Here is a 19,366-nt window from a genome sequence, read left to right as displayed (position 1 = left end):
TTGCCCTTCGTTCTGGCCTATTCGTAAAGGTTTACACCTCATGCGTCGAACTCTGCTTTCCATCTGTGTGCTGCAGGCGTTGTCTTCTTCCTCGTGGGCTGAGTCAGCCGAACCGACTTCTTCAACGCTTGAGCTGGACGCCACCAACGTGGTTGGCACAGCAGATTACGAACGGGCAGACGGCCCGGTGCAGGGCTACCGTGCCACGCGTTCGGCCAGCGCCACGCGCACCGACACTTCGATTCATGAAACCCCGCAATCGATCAGCGTGGTGAGCAGGGATGCTGTCGAAGACCTCGGTGCCACGCGTTTGCAGGATGCCCTGGATTACGCCGGCGGCGTCGGTCGGGCGAACAACTTCGGGGGGCAGGGCCTGACCACCTTCACCGTGCGCGGTTTCACCACCGGTGAGTTCTACCGCAACGGTTTCCCGATCAACCGCGGCTACCCGAACATGCCTGACGCCAACACCATCGAGCGTCTGGAAGTGCTGCGTGGTCCGGCGACCATGCTGTATGGCCGTGGCGATCCCGGGGGAACCTTCAACGTGGTATCGAAACAGCCGTTGCCCGAGCGCACCGTCACCTTGGGCAGCCAGTTGAATGACCAAGGCATGAAGCGCGGCACCCTCGACGCTTCCGGGCCGCTGGATGAAGAAGGGCGCCTGGCCTATCGCTTGAATGTGGTGGGCGAGGGCGGTGATACCTTCCGCGATCATGTCGAGACCGAGCGCTACGGCATCACGCCGGTGCTGACCTGGCAGGCGACCGACGCGACCAAGCTGATTTTCGAAGGCGATTTCATGCGCAACAACGCGCCACTCGATCGTGGCGTGACGCGCTATCCGGCGCAGATCGGCACCGCCTCGCGCGACACGTTTTTTGGCGAGAAGGACGTCGGCAAACTGCACAACGACAACAACATGGCCCAACTGCGCTTCGAGCACATGCTCAACGACGACTGGACCCTGGGCGGTGGTTTCCAGTGGCTCGACGGCTCGCTCAAGGGCAACGCGATCGAGGCCAACGGCATTGCCGCCGACGGCCGCACGCTGGGGCGCAACTTCAACTACCGCAAGCTGGAGTGGACCGACAAGGACACCCAGCTCAACCTCACCGGGCACTTCGACACCGGCGGCCTGCAGCACACCTTGCTCACCGGCATCGAATACGAAGATTACGATTACAAGTCGATCATCCAGCGCTCCAGCGGCGCGGTCAGTGCCTACCCGATCGACATCTTCAATCCGGTTTACGGCCAGCCGCGCCCGGCGCTGACCCGTACACCGACCCACGACAAAGAAAACCTCAAGACTTACGCAGCGTTCGTGCAGGATCAGGTCGCGCTGACGGACAAACTGAAAGTGCTGGCCGGCGCGCGTTTCGAGCGCTTCGAGCATGACTACGAAACCTACGTGCCGGACGGCAAAAGCTGGCAGGCCAGCGACAATGCCGTCACCCCGCGCATCGGCGTGATTTACGATCTGAGCGAAACCCTGGCGGTTTACGCCAACACGGCGCGCTCGTTCAAGCCCAACACCGGCGCCAGTCGCGAAGGCGGCGGCTTCGCGCCGGAGAAGGGCAAGTCCTACGAAATGGGCGTGAAGTGGGAAGCGCTCGATCAGCAATTGAGCATCGACGCGGCGATCTACCAGATCGAAAAACGCAACGTGCTGACCACCGACCCGGTGGATTCGACCTTCAGCGTCGCTGCCGGTGAAGTGCGCAGCCGTGGTTTCGACGTCAACGTCACCGGCAACCTCACCCCGGAGTGGCGAGTAGTCGGCGGTTACGCTTACGTCGACGCCGAGGTGACCAAGGACAACACGCTGCGCTCCGGCACGCGCCTGCTGAACATCCCGAAAAACAGCTTCAGCCTGCTCAACATGTACGAATTCCAGGACGGCACGCTCAAAGGCCTCGGCCTCGGCACGGGCCTGAAATACGTCGACGAGCGCGCCGGGCAGACCGCCAACACCGCGTTTTCCATGGGCGGCTACACCGTGGTCGACCTGCTGAGCTTCTACAAAGTCAACGACAAAGTGCGGCTCAATCTCGACGTGAAAAACATTTTCGATCGCGACTACGAAGAAGGTGCCTTCGGTAACGTTTACGCCTATCCGGGCGCGCCAAGAACCGTGCAGGTCGGGATTTCGTACACGTTGTAAACCGCCGCAGCGGTTGTCGCCGCCCTCATGGTGGCCTGAGAGTGGCATGTCGAAATCAGACATCGGCATGCCGCACTCAGGCTAGTTGTACGGCGGTCGGGCCACGTAAGGTGAAGCATCATTTCGTCGGCAAAGCCTCTGCGTCGCTGCTTTCGCTTGGTGTCGACACAAGGAAATGATGATCGCCTGACGCTCAGTCAGTGGCCCAAACGTCGATCATGAGAACAATAAGAACCCATGAATAGCCTGAACCCCAAGGATTCCAACGGCCAGTTGGCGCAAGGTTTCAAACCGCGTCACGTCACCATGCTCTCCATTGCCGGCATCATCGGCGCAGGACTTTTCGTTGGCTCAGGCCACGCCATCGCCGCCGCAGGACCTGCGGTGCTGCTCGCTTATCTGTTCTCCGGTCTGCTGGTCGTACTGGTGATGCGCATGCTCGGCGAAATGGCCGTTGCGCATCCCGACACCGGCTCGTTTTCCACTTACGCCGATCAAGCCATCGGCCGCTGGGCCGGGTTCACTATCGGCTGGCTCTACTGGTGGTTCTGGGTGCTGGTGATTCCCATCGAAGCGCTGGCCGCCGGGCACGTCCTCAATCAGTGGTTTCCCCAGGTCGATGCCTGGCTGTTTGCCTTGCTGTCGATTGTGCTCCTGGTGATCACCAACCTGTTCAGCGTGTCGAAATACGGCGAGTTCGAATTCTGGTTCGCCATGGCCAAAGTCATTGCGATCATCGGTTTCATCGGCTTGGGCTTTGCGGTGCTGATGGGCTGGATCCCTGAGCGTGAGGCCAGTGGCTTGAGCACGCTGATGGCCGAGCACGGCGGCTTTGCGCCGAACGGCATGTCGGCGGTGGTCGGCGCGTTCATCACCATCATGTTCAGTTTCATCGGCACCGAAGCGGTGACCATTGCCGCAGCGGAATCAAACAATCCGGCGCAGAACATCGCCAAGGCCACGCGCTCGGTGATCTGGCGCATCGGGATCTTCTATCTACTGTCGATCTTCGTGGTGATTTCCGTGGTGCCGTGGAATGACCCGCAACTCGCCTCGGTCGGTTCCTACCAGCGCGCACTGGAATTGATGAACATCCCCAACGCAAAATTCCTCGTCGACGTGGTCGTGTTGATCGCGGTGGCCAGTTGCATGAACTCTTCGATCTACATTTCCTCGCGCATGCTCTATTCGCTGGGCCGACGCGGCGATGCGCCGCCGGCCTTGAAAGTGACCTCGGCGGCCGGCGTGCCACGGGCTGCGGTGATCGCCAGCACGGTGATTGGCGCGGGCGTGACCTTGCTCAGCTACTTCATGCCGGCCGGTTTGTTTCAGTTCCTGCTCGCCAGCTCCGGTGCGATTGCCTTGCTGGTGTATCTGGTGATCGCCATTTCGCAGTTGCGCATGCGCCGCCGACTGGAACGGGAAAAGGTCGAAATGACTTTGCGCATGTGGCTGTTTCCCTGGCTGACCTGGCTGGTCATCGCCTTTATCTGCGCCGCTTTGGCGGTGATGATGATCACGCCCGAGCATCGCCTGGAAGTTACCTCGACCATTGGCCTGGCATTGCTGATCTCGTTCATTGGCTTGGTCACCAGCCGCCAGCATGGGCCGGCGACCAGCGTGGCGGCGGTGGGCAAAGCCTAAGCAAACAACGCCTTGAGCCCACGGATAAACCAGCCGTTCGGGCTCGAAGGCAGAGGCTCGCGCTGATTGGATGAGCCAGTCAACGCGCAGGTTTCACCGGCGAGCGAGCCCATCAATTGCGGCAGCAAAAAGCTGCGCTCGCATTCACTGGCGGACAGTCCGGTTTTCTCTTGCGGCCAAACGACGTTGGTTTCGGCAAGCGGCTTCATGGCACACCTCCTCAAATTCAAACATCCACCACCAGGGTGTCGCTGCCCTGCGCCGGGGCGGCGCAGCAGATCAGCACTTCGTCGTCCGCCAGACGCATGGCCGGCGGGGTAAGGTAATGCACCTGGCCGCTGGTAAGGCGGGTTTTGCAGGTGCCGCACGAACCGCCGCGACAGCTGAACTCGGGGTTCAAGCCACGCGCCTCGGCCAGTTCCAGCAAGGTGCCGCTGCCCGGTTCCCAGCGTGCTTCCTTACCGGACGTGGCGAACAACACCTTGACCGGTTCTTGCGCGACCGGCACTTGCGGCGGCGCCGGGGTGCTGATTTCGACATCGCGGATCAGCGTCGACGGGCCGAAGGTTTCGGCGTGGATGCGATCGTCGGCAATGCGCATTTTGCGCAGGCCGTCGTACAGCGCCTGGGTAAAACTGCCCGGGCCGCACAGGTAGAAATCGTAGTCATCCAGCGGCAGCAGGCTTTTCAGCAAGGCTATGTCGATGCGCCCGGCGTGATCGTAACCCTGCGCTGTTGCCGCCAGCGGCGGTTGGCTGACCACGCGCAGCACTTTGACCTTGTCGCTGGCACTCGCCGCCAAGGCATCGATTTCTTCGCGAAAGGCCAGATCCTCAACGGTGCGACTGCTTTGCACCACCCAGGTCGGGCGCATGCGGCTGATGCGTTTGCCCTGATACACCACTTCGCGCAGCATCGACAGCAATGGAGTCACCCCGACCCCGGCGGCCAACAGCACCAGTGGCCGGCGTTCGGTGGCGTCGACGGTGAAGTCGCCCTGTGGAGCGCGGGCTTCGATCAAGTCCAATGCCTGAACCCGATCATGCAAGTGTGAAGAAACCTTGCCATCACGTTTGACGCTGATGCGCAGGAACTCATCGGACGGTGCGCTGGACACACTGTAAGTGCGGATCGACGCGGCGTCCTGGCCGTCGAGCAAGACCTTGATCGGCAAGTGCTGGCCCGGTTCGAAGCGCGGCAGGCCGAAGCCGTCGTTGGCTTGCAGGTAAAAGGAGCGGATCTGCGAACTCTCATCGACCACCCGCGTGACGTGCAGCGCGCGCCATTGATTGCGCAGCACCTCGGCCTGCAGACGCTCGCGGGTCTGTTCCCAGCTGCCGGTCATTTGCGAATTGGGCGAATCGCCTTCCGGCTGCTCGGCCCAGCGCAGCGGCAACGCGGCCTGACGGTAAACGATGCGCTGCGGCTTGAAGCGCCACAGACGCTCGGCGCCCTGGAACGCAGCGATCTGCGGATCGTCGAGCAGCACTTCTGCGCTGCCGGTCATCTGCAACAGATCACCGCTTTCGAAATCGATAAACGTCAGCCCGGCGCGCGGGTTGAGCAGGATGTTGCCCAAGGTGTTGAAGAACAGATTGCCGGAGAAATCCGGGATGGTCAGGGTGCCGTCCTCGTCCATGTGCACGAAGCCGGATTTGCCGCCGCGATGGGACACATCGACCTGGCGCTCGCCGTCGCGCACCACGTAAGTGGCCACGTAGAACGAGTCGGCGGCGGTGATCATGTCGCGCACCAAGGGTTCGCTGACCGGCAAGTCGAGCGCGGTGTCGGTGGTCTCGTCGACGAAGGCGTAATGGCGCAGATTGATGTAGCGCGGGCAGTTGCCGTAAGCCTGGGTCACGCCGATCTCAAGGATGTTGTCATCGCGGCGGCTGATGTTGCCGTTCATGCGATTGCGCCGACGGGTGTGCAGCTCGATGCCGAGCATGCCGATCGCGTCGCCGGGCTGCAGGCTTTGATTCGCCGGATCGTTAGGCTGGGCGTCGAGTTTGATCTTCAGCACCTGCGGCGACGGCGAATCCATGAAGCCCGGTTGGCCGGTGCGCAGCGTCGCCCACGGGTCGCCCTGGCCATCAACGGCGCCGAGCACGACGAAGGGCAGTTGCGCATAGAACTCGCGGTGCTGGTCCGGCATCCAGTCGCGGGCCAGTTGCCGCTGGCCGACACCGACCATCATCTCCACCGCGCCAACGGCACGTTGCAGGGTCAGCTCACCTTCATGCCAGGGCGAGGGCTGCGGTTTCGACGCTGTGTCCATTTCGATTCTCCTCGGGGTGCAAACGGGCCGGTGAGCCGCCAGGGGCTGAAGCTCAAGTGGGCTCATGTTCGCCCTCGGCCGGTTGCGAGGGAATGGCCAGAAACTGCAATCCACTGTTTCAGTCAGTGAAATGATCCATGCGCTCGCTCAAGGAGCAGTGTGTGACTTAACCCCGTGCAGTGCACGGCGGTAAGCCTGCAAGGCACTTGATGTCAGCACACGCCAAACCTCTGTGGGAGCGGGCTTGCTCGCGAAAGCGGTGTGTCAGTCAGGATCGATGTTGACTGAGCTGACGCCTTCGCGAGCAAGCCCGCTCCCACAGGTACAGCGTGCACCCTACCAAACGCAGTGTGTGACTTAACCCGGTGCAGTGCACAGCGGTGGGCCTGCAAGGCACTTGATGTCAGCACACGCCAAACCTCTGTGGGAGCGGGCTCGCTCGCGAAAGCGGTGTGTCATTCAGAAACGATGTTGACTGAGTTGAAAGCCGTGAACAGGGTTCACGGCTGACGCTTCAAGGTTCACCTCAGCGATGGATCACTTCGCGGTCGCAGCGGTTTCGATCAGGCTGGCGACGGCTTTCGGGTTGGACACCATCACCACGTGCGACGCGCCTTTGACCACAACGGTTTGCTTGGAGTGAGCGCGCTCGGCCATGAATGCCAGGGCTTGCGCCGGGATGTTCTTGTCCTGGTCGCCGTAGACGAAGTACGACGGCACGGTTTTCCACGCGGGCTCGGTGGCGGCTTCGTTGAGCGCGGCGACGGTCACCGGACGTTGGGTCGCGGCCATCAACTTCGCATCTGCTGTGGAAACGTCGGCAGCGAACTGTTCGTGGAACTTCTCCTGCTGGATGTACAAATCCTTGCCGCCATCGGCCAGCTCAACCGGGGCCGACAGGGTCGGGCCGAGGGTGCTGCCGGGGAAACGCCCGGACAGCTCTGCTGCGGTTTCACCTTTTTCCGGGGCGAACGCGGCGACGTACACCAGCGCTTTGACATTGGTATTGCCATAAGCGGCTTCGCTGATCACCGGGCCACCGTAGGAGTGGCCGACCAGTACCACCGGTGTTTTCACGCTGGCCAGCACATCCGCCACCGATTGCGCGTCACTCTTGACCGAGCGCAGTGGGTTGGCGGCGGCGATCACCGTGTAGCCATCCTTCTCGAGAATCTTGACTACGCCGTTCCAGCTGCTCGAATCGGCGAAAGCGCCGTGTACCAGCACCACGGTAGGTTTGACCGGCGCTGCGAACACGGCAGTGGTACCGAACATGGCTGCGGTGAGGGCGAGGGTAGCGAATACTTTGTTCATGGTGATGTCCTGTCGATTGATTAAGGTCGGAATGAAAACGACAGGGTTATTTAGCGCGCTAAATGTGTCAGTTCTGTGTGCGCATGACCCAACTTCGCATGCGCGTGTATCCGTGTCGGCGAATGCTACACAGTGATACAAAAGCCGCTGACAGCAACGCCGTTCAGAGGCCGGACAGCGGAGCAGTTGCTGCTCCGCACATATTCATGCATCAGGCGTTTGCAATATCTCTATCCATAAGGCGCCTTTGCCTGATGCGGCTTCACCGACCCGCTTCAGTGCGCCATTGTTGCCTACCGCGTAAGTAGCGACCTTGGCGCTTTTTTCGCCAGTCACCAGCAACCAGCGGCCATCGGGGGAGAAAGCGATGTTGCGTGGTTGCTGTTCTTGCACCGGGTAGCTGTCGAGAAACTTGAGCCCTCCGGTTGCCGGATCCACGGAAAATGCCGAAACGCTGCTGCTGGTCCGCTCGCTCATCAGCAGCAGTTTTCCATCCGGTGACATGCGCAGGTCAGCGGCCCAGATGCGCGGGGTCGGGTCGTCTTTCAAGTCGTTGTTGCGCGCATCGCGGACTTCGCCGTGGGCCAGTTTCAAGCGCTCGGGAATGCCATTGGCTTCAGCGATTCTCGTCAACGCGCCGCTGGCTCCGTCGATGGAAAACGCAGTTACGGTGCCGCTCATTTCGCCAACGACGTATAGAAATTTGCCGTTGGGCGAGAACGCCAAGTGCCGAGGGCCGGTGTTGTCCGGGACGCTGACCGAGCCGCTGCCGATCGGGCTGAGCTCGCCAGTCTTGGCGTCCAGGCGATATTGCAGCACCTTGTCGGTGCCCAGGTTGCCGGCGTAGGCAAAGCGATTGCTCGGCTCGGTGCGAATCGAATGCGCATGCAGGCCGGTCTTGTAGCGAACGATATCAGCGGAAGGTTGTTGATCTTCGCCGATCGCTTGAACGCTGAGCGTATCGGCGCCATAGGATGCCGCGAGCAGGTAGCGACCTTTTCGATCGGTCGACAGATAAGCCATGCTCTCTGCCAGGGGCGCTTGGGTAAATGGTGTCAGGTGGCCGCTTCTGGAATCGATCCGATAGCCCAGGACCTGGAAGGGTTTGACCCGCAAGGCTGCAAACAGCACTTTGCCGTCCGGGGACAGGGCCATGGGATTGACCTGATCACCGGCCCGGATCTGCTCGATGAGGGTGAGCGCCCCGTTGGCCTGATCGAGGCGGTACTGCGAGATCAGACCGTCACCGGGACTTGAGATATACGCGTAAGTAGCGGCGTGGGCAGACACGCTCAGCGCCGAGGCGAGGGCAGCGATCAAGAGGGGTTTTTTCATCATTTCCAGCCTTATTGTTTTTGTGATCAGTCATCCTATGAGTGATTTACCGGGACATCAATGGCTTTCCGGTAAGCCTGCAACGTCGCCAAGCTTATTTAATGTGCGCGTAATAGATGGCTATGATCAGAAGAAATGATCGAAGAGCGTAGTCGTCATCGAGGTTTGACACATTTTTACATACTCTCCCATTAGCGTTGTTGTACGACATCCTACCTAATGTGCGCAGTGCAACAACTCTCACAAAAACAATAACGGAGATACCCCTATGACGAGCATGGCTCCACTCGATCATCAGGCCGCTGCGAAACCGCAAAACCTTTTCCTGCGAACGCTGAAACTGCTCGGCCCCGGCATTATTGCCGTGCTGTCGTGGCTCGGTGCGGGCGATCTCATCACGTCTTCAGTGGCCGGTGCGAATTACGGCTACGCCATGATGTGGGTGCTGGCCGTCTCGTTGTTGCTCAGATACCTGATCGTCAACATCATTGCCCGTTTCCAGTTGTGCAATAACCAAGGCATGACCATTCTGCAGGGCTACGCCCAGCTCAACCCGGTGTTTGCCTGGTTCATGCTGGTTTATGCCCTGTTGATGGGGCACTTGATGAACGCCTACATGATCAAGGGAGCAGGGGAGTCGCTGGCGATGCTGTTCAAGATCGACCAGCCATTGCTGTGTTCGGTGGCGGTGGTGCTGGCGGTCTGGATGTTGGTTGGGCGCAACATCTACACGATGATCGAAGGTGTCATGAAACTGCTGCTGGCGATCATGACGCTCGCGTTCATCGCCTTGGCGGTGATGTCTGGTCCGGATGTCAGCGGCATCATCAAAGGCACCATCGGCTTCAGCATCCCGCCTGATGAAGGCGTGCATGGCGCCTTGCTGGTGGCCGTCTCGGTGATTGGCGCAGTTGCCGGTTCGATCGCCAACTTCGTGCACCCCTATGTCATGCGTCAGAAAGGCTGGACCGGGCCGCAGCACAAGCGCATTCAACGTAACGATCTGCTGTTTGCGGTGTTCGTCGGGATCATCATCAACCTGGCCATCTGGATCGTCGGTGCGGAAATCCTGCGGCCCAATGGCATCGAGGTGAAAACCTTGGGCGATCTGGGCAAGGCGCTGGAAATCTTCTTCGGCCCGATCGGCTGGTACGTGTTCTTCATTGGTGTGTTCGCGACGTTGTTCGCCAGCATTTCAGGCAAGACCACGGCGTTTCCGATGCTGATCACCGATGCCTTCCAGCATGTTCGTCCTGAGCGTCGCGAGAAGTACGGCAAAGAGTTCCATCATGACCCGATGCACAAGTGGTTCATGCTGTTCATTCTGGTCACGCCGCTGATCTGGTCGATGCCGGGCATGCCGGATTTCGTCACGCTGACCATCGGTGTCAGCGCATTGAACATCATTGGCTTGCCGGTGATTTCCCTGGGCTTGCTGATCATGTCCAACCAGAAATCACTGCTGGACAAGCAATACCGCAACAACCTGTTTGAAAACATCGCGCTGCTGTTTGCTACCGGTCTGGCACTTTGGGTGGCTTTTCAACTGGGCGTTGATCTGTTTACTTGATAAGGAAAAACCGAGGGGGCAAAAGCCCCCTCGAATTGCCGCTTACAACGGCAGGTCCATCTCGATCCTGCGCCAGGCTGCTTCGGAAAAGCTGTACACCGAGAATGCGATCAGCCCCAACGCCATCAGCATCAACAGCACACCGCCTGCCGGCAGATTCTGCAAAGCATCCAGCGCTTCCTTCATGCCGGGTGGATTGGTTGCCTGGTAAACCGAGCCGCTGACCGCCATCAACACTGCAATCTCGATAAACACCACACCTCGGGCGATCAGGCCAAAGCGCGACACCGGGCGCACGTAGCGCATCACTTCTTCATCGGCTTCGAAGTACTTCTCGAACGAAGCCTTCCAGCCTTTGATGATGTGCGCGATACCGACGCCAAGCGGAATCAGCGCGATCAGGTAGATCAACAGGTTCGAGTGCTCGAATGACAGCAGATGCGCAAGCAGATCCTTGGTCTTGCCATCGCCGGAACCGCCCGAACTTCTGAGGCCGCTCACCAACAGGCCCAAGGCAAAGAGAGCCAGCGCCGCGTTAACCATGCCGCCAGCAAGCAAACCTGCGCGAATGACCAAGCCTTTGAACTCGGTGCCGTGGTGGTCGACATCGCGGATTGCTTGCAGCGCACGCCAAGCGGCGAAGGCCAGCAGGCCGGCAACCACAATCCCGATCAACATGTAGCCGAACGGCTGACTGAGCAATGCTTCGAGGCTCTTGTGGCTGTCTTTCGGTTTGGTGGAATCGTGGGCGGCGAGCAGCGCGAAGATGCCAATGATCAGATACAGAACGCCGCGCGCGGCGTATCCGCCTCGGGCAAGCAGGACAAGTGTGTGTTGAGTGGACATGGGGTTTACTTCCAGGGAATCGATGTGAAGCAGACCCGTGGACGGGGCAGGGGTTCGATAAATGCGTCGCCCGTTGGCCACGCGCGCCTTATCAGCCTGCCATTCAGCGCTCGCCAAGCTTCTGCGTCATAACGGCGTGGTCAGCGAAAATGGAATGCGCAGCTCTTCGACTGGCCCTGAATCCCGACCGCACATTTCGTCGTGCACGCATTGTTGCACCAGCACGCAGGGAAACGCCGGAACGGTCTGCAGCAAGTCGCGCAAGTGGGTGATCGAACGCAAATGCATCGGCTTGGCAGCGTCATCGAGCAAGGTGAACTGGCCTTGATCCACGCGAATCCTCGCCAGATAAAAACCACCTTCGAGTGACAGCAGCTCCAGTTCGCGAACTTCACTGTTGGCCGCACGTTCGGTGAGGGTTTGCAGGTTCATGCTTCACTCCTTGCCTGCCGGGGCAGGCGCTTTTCATCGTCGAGGTACGTGCGGTTCATGGGTTCGCGTCAGCGCTCTGACGACGGAAGAACACCGTCACCTGGCCTACCTCCACACCCAACTTGGACATGCTGGTGCGGTTGATCAATGTGTTCTCGTCGATCAGGTACATCCAGTCGTCCATGCTCATCTCGTAGGTCGAGTCGTCGACTGGCAGGTTCAGGCGATAACGCCAGTGGAAGGTATTTCCAGCAATCTGACCCTGTGCAACACCGATCACATCATGCGCGCGGCCGCTCCACTGACCATTACCCCCGGGAGTGAGGGTCCAGACTCTACGCTCACGACTGCCGTCGCTGTACACAAAGCGCTCGTCGAGGATCAGGTTGTCGCCTTCGCGACGACTGACAATGTCGACCTCGAAACGCTTGGCGACTTCGCCATTGCGCTTCTGGAACATGCCCCAGGCTTTGACGGGCTGGCTGAAAAAGTGCTCAAGACTCAGTGCCGGTTGCTGATCTGCGTAACGAGCAACATCGACACTGCCGCAGCTTGCGATGCTGAGCGCCAGGCCTAACAGCAGGAGGAATCGGGTCATCTTGCTACTCCTTGAGCTTGTACAAACAACAGGATGTGTATAGGCCTAGCGCCGCCCGATGAGCTGGAGAAATTCCTGTCGGGTCGTCGAGCTGTCGCGGAAGGCGCCGAGCATCACCGAGGACGTCATGATCGAATTCTGCTTCGCGACACCACGCATCATCATGCACATGTGCCTGGCTTCAATAACCACCGCAACGCCGGCGGCATCGGTGATCTGCTGGATAGCTTGAGCAATCTGTTGAGTGAGGTTTTCCTGGATCTGCAGGCGCCGCGCGAACATATCGACCACCCGCGCGACCTTCGAGAGCCCTAGCACCCGGCCAGTGGGGATGTACCCCACATGCGCCTTGCCGATAAATGGCAGCATGTGGTGCTCGCACAGGGAATAGAGCTCGATGTCGCTGACGATCACCATTTCATCGCTCAGCGATTCGAACAGGGCACCGTTGGTAACGTCTTCCAAACTCATCGCGTAACCGTTGCACAGATACTGCATCGCCTTGGCGGCTCGCATGGGCGTATCCAGCAGACCCTCACGCTCGGGGTTTTCACCCACGCCAACGAGGATTTCACGGTAATGGCTGGCTAATTGTGGGCTCATTCGGGTTACTCGTGGCGGTTCTGAGTGAGGGCAAACGTGGTGGCGAAATGTTGTACGTTAGCGATGCATTTGTATAGGTTTTATTGAAGATAGGCTGAAATAGATCAACTGACAACGAGTCGGTGGTTTTTTTGTGCGGGCTTGAATTTTCAGGCGGGACAAACCGAAGGGCAGGTTTAGTAAATGGCTTGCTTGAGGCGGACATAGAGCAAATTGGACAGGGAACGTACACAGCGACTGAGCCAAACAGTCATTCGTCCGCGATCTCAATGTCCCTTGAACGCTAGGCGGGGGTTTGTCGCGCTGCCGACACACTGGATCGTCGGTCCGCCCACTCGCCGAGCCGCCACCCCAGCACAGCCCAAAGCAATGCACACAACGCGCCGACCAGCGCTGCCATGCCTGCCCCCTGGCCGAGCGCGTCCAGCGCGCTTTTCGCCCAGGCACTGATGGCGTCGCCGGCGCGGTAGACCACGGTGTCGATGACGTTCTTTGCCTTGTATTTGCTTTGAGCATCGAGCGGGGCAAACAGCATCTCCCGGCCTGGGCGCACGAAGGCGTATTCACCGATGCGCCGCACGATCATCAGCGCGGCGATCAGACCAAAGCTGGGGGCGAAGATCAGCCCGATAAACCCTGCGCACATGACCAGCGGCACCATGGCCAACAGCACGCCGACGCCGAGCCTTTGCGCGAGGCGTCCAGCGATGAACAGCTGACAGAGCAGGGCGCCCGCCTGCACGACGAAATCGATGATGCCGAACACGCGCACCTGCGCCTCGCGGTCCGGAAAGTGTTCGGCGACGACGCGTGCCTGCTCGAAGTAAAGGAAGGTGGAGACAGTCGCCAGCAGCACCACAAAGGCGCAAATGCCGAGCAGATAGGATGATTTCAAAATGGCCGTCATACCGCTGAAGGGATTGCCCGGCAACGGCCTGCGAGGGCTTTCGCTCGGCGCGGCATCGGGGCGTCCTGCGCCACCGCGTTCACGCCAGCGCATCAACTGGCGCTTGAACCACATCGCAGCGCCGAGCAGAACAGCGGCCAACAGCACCAGGCCGGACTCGCCCACTGGACCGATCAGCAAGGCACTCAGTGCAGGGCCACTCAAGCCGCCAACGCTTGCGCCCGCTGCGATGAAAGCAAACAGGCGTTTGGCCTGGGCACTGTCGAATACATCGGCCATCAGGCTCCAGGCGACCGATACGACAAACAAGTTGTAGACCGATATCCACACATAGAACACGCGCGCCAGCCACGGGCTTTCCTCGCCCAGGAACAAGGCGGCGAATAACAGCAGGTTGGTGCAAAAAAATCCGTACACCCAGTCCACGAAATGCAGGCGCGGCACGCGTGCGCTGAGCCAGGCGAACAGCGGAACGGCCGCCAGCATAACGAAGAAGGTTGCGGTGAACAGCCATTGCAAGTTCTCGATGCCGGCAGTGATGCCCATCGATTCGCGGATCGGACGGAGCATGAAATAGCCGGCGAACAGGCAAACGAACAGCAGAAAACCATAGATCGCAGGGCGCAGCTCGTGAGCCTTGGCATTGATGACGGCGCTGGTGCGGTGGGCGAGAAGGGACATATCCATGTTGCGCTCCTGTAGGCGTGCCAGCGGGCTCAGCGGTAGGTGACGCCGGTCAGTCGCTCGGAAAGTTGCCACAGCACGTCGGAGTTCGAGCGATCGGCAGCGGCTGCGGGCATCTTGGCGAAGCCCAGCGGCCCGCGCTTCTCGTTGTCTCCGGTGGGCCCGTAGTAAGCGCCGCCAACAGCCTCCAGCGCCGTCGCTGCATACAGCGTGGGCAGCGCGCCCTGCGCTGCGCAATGATACCTGTCGCGCTCTACAGCCCATTGTTTGCCGAATTCACTGTCCAGGCCAGGCCCACGGGCGATCAGCTCGGTCACGGCAACGCCGGGGTGAGCGGCGATGCTGCGTATCCCCCAACCGGCGGCATCGCTGCGCTGCTGCAGCGTAATACTCCACTTCAGAACCGCCAGTTTCGATTGGCTGTAGCTGGCGAAAGGGTCGTAACTGCGCTCAGCCTGCAGGTCATCGAAGTTCAGGCTTGCGCGCCCGGCGGCGATGCTCGACAGGCTGACCACCCGACCATCGTCGCTTTGGCGCAGCAGAAGCATCAGCAGGCCGGTCAAGGCGAAATGCCCCAGGTAATTGGTCGCCAGCTGCATCTCGTAACCGTCGGCCGAAACGCCTCTAACCGGCGGCGACATGATCGCGGCGTTGTTGATGAGCACGTCGAGCCTTGGCAGGCGCTCTTGTCGCAGAGAGCTCAGGCGCCTTCAGCATCGTTTCGTAAGGCCAATCACCCATTGGCCGGTCGTTGCCTGTTTTGTATTTCTCTGCGTGATTCATTCAAGCGTAGATCAACTCGAGTATGCCCGTAGTTGACGGTGCCCGCGGTAAGGCGGGCACCGCTTCCAGCATTGGAAAAGGCTCACCCGCCTGTTTACCAGTTGTAACTCAGTTTGGCGGTAATCTCGCGGCCCGGGTTGTAGAAGTTGGCTGTACCGGAACCGACGACGTGCTGCTCATCCAGCAGGTTGCTGACGTTCACCGCCAGGTCGGTGCCTTTGGCGATCTTGTAGTTGAAAGCGGCGTCGAACAGCGTGGTGCCATCGCTCTTGCCGGAGTTGGCTGCATCGAAGTAATAAGCGCCAACGTAACGCGCACCCAAGCCAACGCTGACATCAGTCGCGGGCACGTCGTAATAGCTCCAGAGCGACGCGGAGTGCTTGGGTGCCGTGGCGAACTCGTTACCCTTGAGCGAGCTGCCGTCGTACAACGAACCGCGTAACACCTCGGATTCCATATAGGAATAGCCGCCGATCAGGCTGAGGTTCTGTGTCACTTGTGCCTTGGCTTCCAGGTCGAGGCCACGCGCCCGTGATTCGCCCACCGTCTGCTGCTCAATGATGCCGCTCGGCAGCACCACGGCGATGGTGACGTTTTCCTGGGTCAGGTCATACACGGCGGCGGAGAACAGTGCGTCCATCCCCATCGGCGCATACTTCACGCCGACTTCGTACTGCCTGCCTGTCTGCGGTGTCACGCCAACCTGAGGCGGCGAGACGGATTCGACCATGCTCACATAGGTCGACACTTCATCGTTGACGATGTAGGTCAACGCACCTCGGTAGGAGGTCTCGGAGAAGGTGTCTTTCTCAGTCGATTGCAAGCCTTTGCTGGTCAGGTCCATCGAGTCGTTGCGCACACCCCCGGTGACGATGAAACGCTCGTAGAACGACAGGTTCTGCTGAAGGAATACGGCTTTGGTTGTCGCGTCTCGTTTGTTGACGGCATACGGCGTGATCGAGCGTGGCACACCCGTAAACACAGGGTTGGCAATGTCGATCGGGGTCGTCAGCGCGTAGACCGAGCTTTCCTTGGTGGTCGAATCCAGGTATTCCACGCCCACCAGGCTGCTGCTGTCGATGTTCTCGAAGCGGGCATCGTATTGCAGCATCAGATTGCCGTTGAACTGGTCGGCGTCAGTGTCCGTTCCAAACAGGTACCGATCGACGCTGGTACCGACACGTGCAGCGCTGTCGCTGAGGTACACGTAGCCGAAATCATCGGTCAACTTGCTGTAACGCAGATTGCTGCGCAGTACGAAGCCGTTATCGAAGTCATGGGTGACGTTACCGCTGAGGCTGGTGCGCTCGACGTCATGGAAGTTGTAGCTGGGCTCACCGTAAAACTTGCTGCGGTCGTACTCCCTGTCCAACGGATAACCGCCGCTGTTGGGCGAACTTTCGGTTTTCAGGTAGTCCAGAATCACCGTCGCCGATGTGTAATCCGTCGGGGCCCAGGTCAGGCCACCCATAAACAACTGGTTGTCGTCCTGTGAGTGATCGTACTCGCGGTCGCTGTTCTGGCCTTTGGCAGTAAAACGGCCGGCCAGGGTTTTCTCGTCGTTCAGCGCATCGCCGACATCGATGCCTGTCTCGACATGATCGAACGAGCCGTAGGTGACATAGCCCTGGCCAAACTTCTCGAAGCGCGGCTGCTTGGTCACGAAATTCACCGAACCGCCCGGGTCCGCTGGGCCGAACAGCGTCGAGTTGGCACCGCGCAGAATCTCGATGCGCTCATAGGCGAACGGATCTTCGCGTACGCCGCGCATTGAACTCAGGGTCAAGCCGTCACGGTAGGTGGTGGCCTGAAAGCCACGGATCTGAAAATAGTCGTTGCGGTCATCGGTACCATAGAAATCACTGACCACGCCCGGCGTGTATTGCAGCGCCTCTTCCGTGGTGCTGACGCTGCGTTGCTGCATTTCCTTGTTGGTCACCACCGACACCGACGCCGGTGTATTGAGAATGCTGGTTGCTACCTTGCCGCCGACCCAGAGCTCCTTGGCGACCACCGAGTTGGTGTCGTCGTCGGCACTGACCCTGACCTTGGCATTGATGATGAGCGGGGCGAGGCGGTAGTCCTCGACAGCCGTTGCGTCGAGTTCCAGCGGGCCGGCGACTTTTGCTTGAGGGGTCAGCAGGTAAGCATTCGGGCCTTGCTGTTCGATCTGCAATTCGCTGCCCTGGAGCAACGATGACAGCGCTGCCGATGTATCGAGCGTGCCATTCACGCCAGCCGTGTTGCGGTTCGCCACACTCGACGCGTCGAAGGAAAGACTGATGCCAGCCTCGCGTGCAAAGCGGTCAAGCGCCGGCGCCAGTGGGCCGGGGGCGATATTCCACTGTTTGACTTGATTGCTGTGATCAGCGCCCGAGGTTTGCGCCAGCGATGGCAATGCATAGCTGCTCACGATCAAACCCAAAATCGCACCGTGCATGGCACGACTTAATGGATGGCGCTGCGAAACAGGGGACGAACTCATTTTCTCGCTCCAAGAAAGGACATCGGCAGACTGGCCTGTATTCCGGCCTTCCTTAGAGGTCGAACGAGAATGAGAAACCACCTCATTATTTTTCAAGTAGCAGAAAATATTCAGGTGGACTCAGGTGGCAGCGCTCACGGTGACCCAATAACGGGTTCGGTAATCAATGTGCAGGCGCAGTGACTGGGCGACCAAAGCCAAGACCCGATCGTTGTCGGCGAGCTGGAAAGTACCCGAAACGCGACGATCGGCGACCTCTTCGGCGCAGCGCAAGACTCCGGGGCGATAACGCGACAACTCCGCGATGAAGTCACCAAGGCGCATATGGTTGGCACTGATCACACCGTCACCCCAGCTCCATAGATCCAGGCCGTTGTCGCTGAACATTCGGGTGCCGCTTGATGTGAACAGCAGCTGGTTTCCTGCCGAGACGCTTCGGCTCGCAGGCGTTTGGCTGGTTCCGGGGAAAACCGTAACCGACCCTTCCTGAGCTGCGACCAGAGTGCCGTCGTCACGCTCGCGGACCAGAAAGCGGGAGCTATGGGTTCGCATGATCCCGTCGCGTGATTGCACCCACAGCGGTCGCGCTTGAGGCGAGTGTTGATCTGCGCCGACGTTCACGATCATTTCACCACGTCGCAGGATGATCAGCCGCCGCTGGGCGTCAAAATCGCTGTCGACGGCGCTATCGCTATTGAGCTGGATGAGGCTGCCATCATCGAGTTCGAAACGTCGTTGCTCGCCGGTGCTGCTGCGCTGTTGTGCAAGCAGGGCGGGCAGGGGGGTGTAGTCGCGGCCGAGCCAGGCTGCCGTGCCGACGGTCGCCAATACGCCCAGCAGCTTCAGGCTTTCCCGCCGGCGCATTCCATGCTTGGCGCCATCAAGGGTCTTTCGAGCCAGTTGAGCTGGCACGCCTTCGAATTCATCTCCAAGCGTTTCCATACGCTGCCATGCCAACGCATGCTCTGGGCGCTGCTGCAGCCAGTGCTCAAAAGAGCGCTGTGTCTGTTCATCGGCTTGATTGAAGCGAAGGCGCACCAGCCATTGGATCGCCTGCTCGACAATGGCCGGATCCAGCGCCTCGGGCTCAGGCCTCGACATAACGCAAGCGATAGCAATGTTGCAGGGCCGTGGCCAGGTCGCGTTCCACCGTCGCGCGGGAGACACCGAGTTTTTCGGCGATTTGTGCGCAGGTCAGACCGTCGAGCCGGGCAAATAAAAAGGCCTGGCGAACTCTTGGTTTAAGCGAGTCGAGCAGACGGTCTATGCGCTCGAGCGCATCGAGAATCATCAGCCGGCTCTCTTCCGAGGGAACCTCGTGATGAGGCAGCAAGGTGATGCTTTCCAGGTAAGCACGTTCGAGTTCGCGACGACGATACTGATCAATCATCAGTCCGCGAGCAATGCTGCTCAGATAGGCGCGTGGTTCGCGCAGGGCGCCGGACTGATGACGGTGTTTGAGCACACGGACGAAGGTGTCTTGCGCCAGGTCTGCGGCGTTATCGCGACAGCCGATGCGGCGGATCAGCCAGCCCTGTAACCACGAGAAATGGGTGCGATAGAGCAGCCCTGGATCTGCAGTACCTAGTGTTTCGTCGCTACGCATCGGCATCCCGGGACATACATGATTGATAATGAATCGCATTCTACTCACGCGATGGGCCCGAGAGCAAATACGTCGCGTTCGGCGTCTGTTTTGGGTGAAAAGACGCCTCAGGTT

At 59.8% G+C, this 19,366-nt stretch carries 15 protein-coding genes and 1 pseudogene; 3 read left to right on the top strand and 13 right to left on the bottom strand.

Translation table 11 applies throughout. From position 1 onward, the window contains the following. The first annotated feature begins 40 nt into the window (after positions 1-40). Both ACIGDJ_RS01005 and gabP read left to right on the top strand, forming a co-directional pair. Complete coding sequence (locus tag ACIGDJ_RS01005) at positions 41-2,167, top strand: TonB-dependent siderophore receptor (RefSeq protein WP_397478139.1); 2,127 nt, start codon at positions 41-43, stop codon at positions 2,165-2,167. A gap of 237 nt (positions 2,168-2,404) precedes the next feature. After that, the gene (gene gabP, locus ACIGDJ_RS01000; protein WP_101160149.1) at positions 2,405-3,811 is read left to right on the top strand and encodes a GABA permease; all 1,407 of its coding nucleotides are present in this window, start codon (positions 2,405-2,407) and stop codon (positions 3,809-3,811) included. Here the strand turns inward: gabP and ACIGDJ_RS00995 are convergent. The 4 genes from ACIGDJ_RS00995 to ACIGDJ_RS00980 all read right to left on the bottom strand — a co-directional run bounded on the left by ACIGDJ_RS00995 (position 3,808) and on the right by ACIGDJ_RS00980 (position 8,741). Next, complete coding sequence (locus ACIGDJ_RS00995; RefSeq protein WP_101160152.1) at positions 3,808-4,020, bottom strand: hypothetical protein; 213 nt, start codon at positions 4,018-4,020, stop codon at positions 3,808-3,810. The genes gabP and ACIGDJ_RS00995 overlap by 4 nt on opposite strands. A 17-nt stretch (positions 4,021-4,037) precedes the next feature. Then, entirely contained in the window at positions 4,038-6,089 is a 2,052-nt protein-coding gene (locus ACIGDJ_RS00990) for a pyridoxamine 5'-phosphate oxidase family protein (RefSeq protein WP_313005850.1), read from the bottom strand. Positions 6,090-6,626: 537 nt separating this feature from the next. After that, positions 6,627-7,403, bottom strand: a complete 777-nt coding sequence (locus ACIGDJ_RS00985; RefSeq protein ID WP_313005848.1) for an alpha/beta hydrolase — start codon at positions 7,401-7,403, stop codon at positions 6,627-6,629. A 204-nt stretch (positions 7,404-7,607) separates the two neighbouring features. Next, entirely contained in the window at positions 7,608-8,741 is a 1,134-nt protein-coding gene (locus ACIGDJ_RS00980) for a lactonase family protein (protein WP_313005846.1), read from the bottom strand. Between the two features lie 274 nt (positions 8,742-9,015). Here ACIGDJ_RS00980 and ACIGDJ_RS00975 point away from each other — a divergent pair, with 274 nt between their 5' ends. Further along, complete coding sequence (locus ACIGDJ_RS00975; RefSeq protein WP_370695140.1) at positions 9,016-10,308, top strand: Nramp family divalent metal transporter; 1,293 nt, start codon at positions 9,016-9,018, stop codon at positions 10,306-10,308. A gap of 42 nt (positions 10,309-10,350) precedes the next feature. Here the strand turns inward: ACIGDJ_RS00975 and ACIGDJ_RS00970 are convergent, their stop codons facing one another. From ACIGDJ_RS00970 to ACIGDJ_RS00930, 9 genes and pseudogenes are all read right to left on the bottom strand, one after another. Next, positions 10,351-11,154, bottom strand: a complete 804-nt coding sequence (locus ACIGDJ_RS00970; protein ID WP_397478138.1) for a DUF1206 domain-containing protein — start codon at positions 11,152-11,154, stop codon at positions 10,351-10,353. Between the two features lie 126 nt (positions 11,155-11,280). After that, positions 11,281-11,586, bottom strand: coding sequence for a DUF6482 family protein (locus ACIGDJ_RS00965; RefSeq protein WP_016774774.1), 306 nt, complete (start codon positions 11,584-11,586; stop codon positions 11,281-11,283). Between the two features lie 55 nt (positions 11,587-11,641). Continuing rightward, complete coding sequence (locus ACIGDJ_RS00960) at positions 11,642-12,184, bottom strand: DUF3833 domain-containing protein (protein ID WP_397478137.1); 543 nt, start codon at positions 12,182-12,184, stop codon at positions 11,642-11,644. Between the two features lie 45 nt (positions 12,185-12,229). Further along, positions 12,230-12,787, bottom strand: a complete 558-nt coding sequence (gene folE / locus ACIGDJ_RS00955; protein WP_101160167.1) for a GTP cyclohydrolase I FolE — start codon at positions 12,785-12,787, stop codon at positions 12,230-12,232. A 283-nt stretch (positions 12,788-13,070) separates the two neighbouring features. Beyond that, the gene (locus ACIGDJ_RS00950; RefSeq protein WP_397478136.1) at positions 13,071-14,381 is read right to left on the bottom strand and encodes an NTP/NDP exchange transporter; all 1,311 of its coding nucleotides are present in this window, start codon (positions 14,379-14,381) and stop codon (positions 13,071-13,073) included. Positions 14,382-14,410: 29 nt separating this feature from the next. Next, positions 14,411-15,067: pseudogene (locus ACIGDJ_RS00945) on the bottom strand (SDR family NAD(P)-dependent oxidoreductase); the annotation flags it as partial. A gap of 188 nt (positions 15,068-15,255) precedes the next feature. Further along, positions 15,256-17,646 carry a TonB-dependent siderophore receptor gene (locus ACIGDJ_RS00940; protein ID WP_313005837.1) on the bottom strand — a complete coding sequence of 797 codons (2,391 nt, stop codon included), beginning with the start codon at positions 17,644-17,646 and terminating at the stop codon, positions 15,256-15,258. A gap of 120 nt (positions 17,647-17,766) precedes the next feature. Then, a complete protein-coding gene (locus tag ACIGDJ_RS00935; RefSeq protein WP_397478135.1) occupies positions 17,767-18,747 on the bottom strand; it encodes a FecR domain-containing protein in 981 nt (326 codons plus the stop codon). Continuing rightward, positions 18,734-19,252, bottom strand: coding sequence for a sigma-70 family RNA polymerase sigma factor (locus ACIGDJ_RS00930; protein WP_101160493.1), 519 nt, complete (start codon positions 19,250-19,252; stop codon positions 18,734-18,736). The genes ACIGDJ_RS00935 and ACIGDJ_RS00930 overlap by 14 nt, the downstream gene beginning before the upstream one ends. Between the last annotated feature and the right edge of the window lie 114 nt (positions 19,253-19,366).

The sequence above is a fragment of the Pseudomonas sp. NPDC079367 genome (assembly GCF_044542195.1).
GTDB lineage: Bacteria > Pseudomonadota > Gammaproteobacteria > Pseudomonadales > Pseudomonadaceae > Aquipseudomonas.
The sequence above is the reverse complement of the archived record's forward strand: the minus strand, read 5'-3'. Positions and strand labels throughout refer to the sequence as shown.

Excerpts from the sequence above, each read along its gene's own strand:
- ACIGDJ_RS01005 (WP_397478139.1), top strand. The coding sequence starts at position 41 with ATGCGTCGAACTCTGCTTTCCATCTGTGTGCTGCAGGCGTTGTCTTCT.
- gabP (WP_101160149.1), top strand. The coding sequence starts at position 2,405 with ATGAATAGCCTGAACCCCAAGGATTCCAACGGCCAGTTGGCGCAAGGT.
- ACIGDJ_RS00995 (WP_101160152.1), bottom strand. The coding sequence starts at position 4,020 with ATGAAGCCGCTTGCCGAAACCAACGTCGTTTGGCCGCAAGAGAAAACC.
- ACIGDJ_RS00990 (WP_313005850.1), bottom strand. The coding sequence starts at position 6,089 with ATGGACACAGCGTCGAAACCGCAGCCCTCGCCCTGGCATGAAGGTGAG.
- ACIGDJ_RS00985 (WP_313005848.1), bottom strand. The coding sequence starts at position 7,403 with ATGAACAAAGTATTCGCTACCCTCGCCCTCACCGCAGCCATGTTCGGT.
- ACIGDJ_RS00980 (WP_313005846.1), bottom strand. The coding sequence starts at position 8,741 with ATGATGAAAAAACCCCTCTTGATCGCTGCCCTCGCCTCGGCGCTGAGC.
- ACIGDJ_RS00975 (WP_370695140.1), top strand. The coding sequence starts at position 9,016 with ATGGCTCCACTCGATCATCAGGCCGCTGCGAAACCGCAAAACCTTTTC.
- ACIGDJ_RS00970 (WP_397478138.1), bottom strand. The coding sequence starts at position 11,154 with ATGTCCACTCAACACACACTTGTCCTGCTTGCCCGAGGCGGATACGCC.
- ACIGDJ_RS00965 (WP_016774774.1), bottom strand. The coding sequence starts at position 11,586 with ATGAACCTGCAAACCCTCACCGAACGTGCGGCCAACAGTGAAGTTCGC.
- ACIGDJ_RS00960 (WP_397478137.1), bottom strand. The coding sequence starts at position 12,184 with ATGACCCGATTCCTCCTGCTGTTAGGCCTGGCGCTCAGCATCGCAAGC.
- folE (WP_101160167.1), bottom strand. The coding sequence starts at position 12,787 with ATGAGCCCACAATTAGCCAGCCATTACCGTGAAATCCTCGTTGGCGTG.
- ACIGDJ_RS00950 (WP_397478136.1), bottom strand. The coding sequence starts at position 14,381 with ATGGATATGTCCCTTCTCGCCCACCGCACCAGCGCCGTCATCAATGCC.
- ACIGDJ_RS00940 (WP_313005837.1), bottom strand. The coding sequence starts at position 17,646 with ATGAGTTCGTCCCCTGTTTCGCAGCGCCATCCATTAAGTCGTGCCATG.
- ACIGDJ_RS00935 (WP_397478135.1), bottom strand. The coding sequence starts at position 18,747 with ATGTCGAGGCCTGAGCCCGAGGCGCTGGATCCGGCCATTGTCGAGCAG.
- ACIGDJ_RS00930 (WP_101160493.1), bottom strand. The coding sequence starts at position 19,252 with ATGCGTAGCGACGAAACACTAGGTACTGCAGATCCAGGGCTGCTCTAT.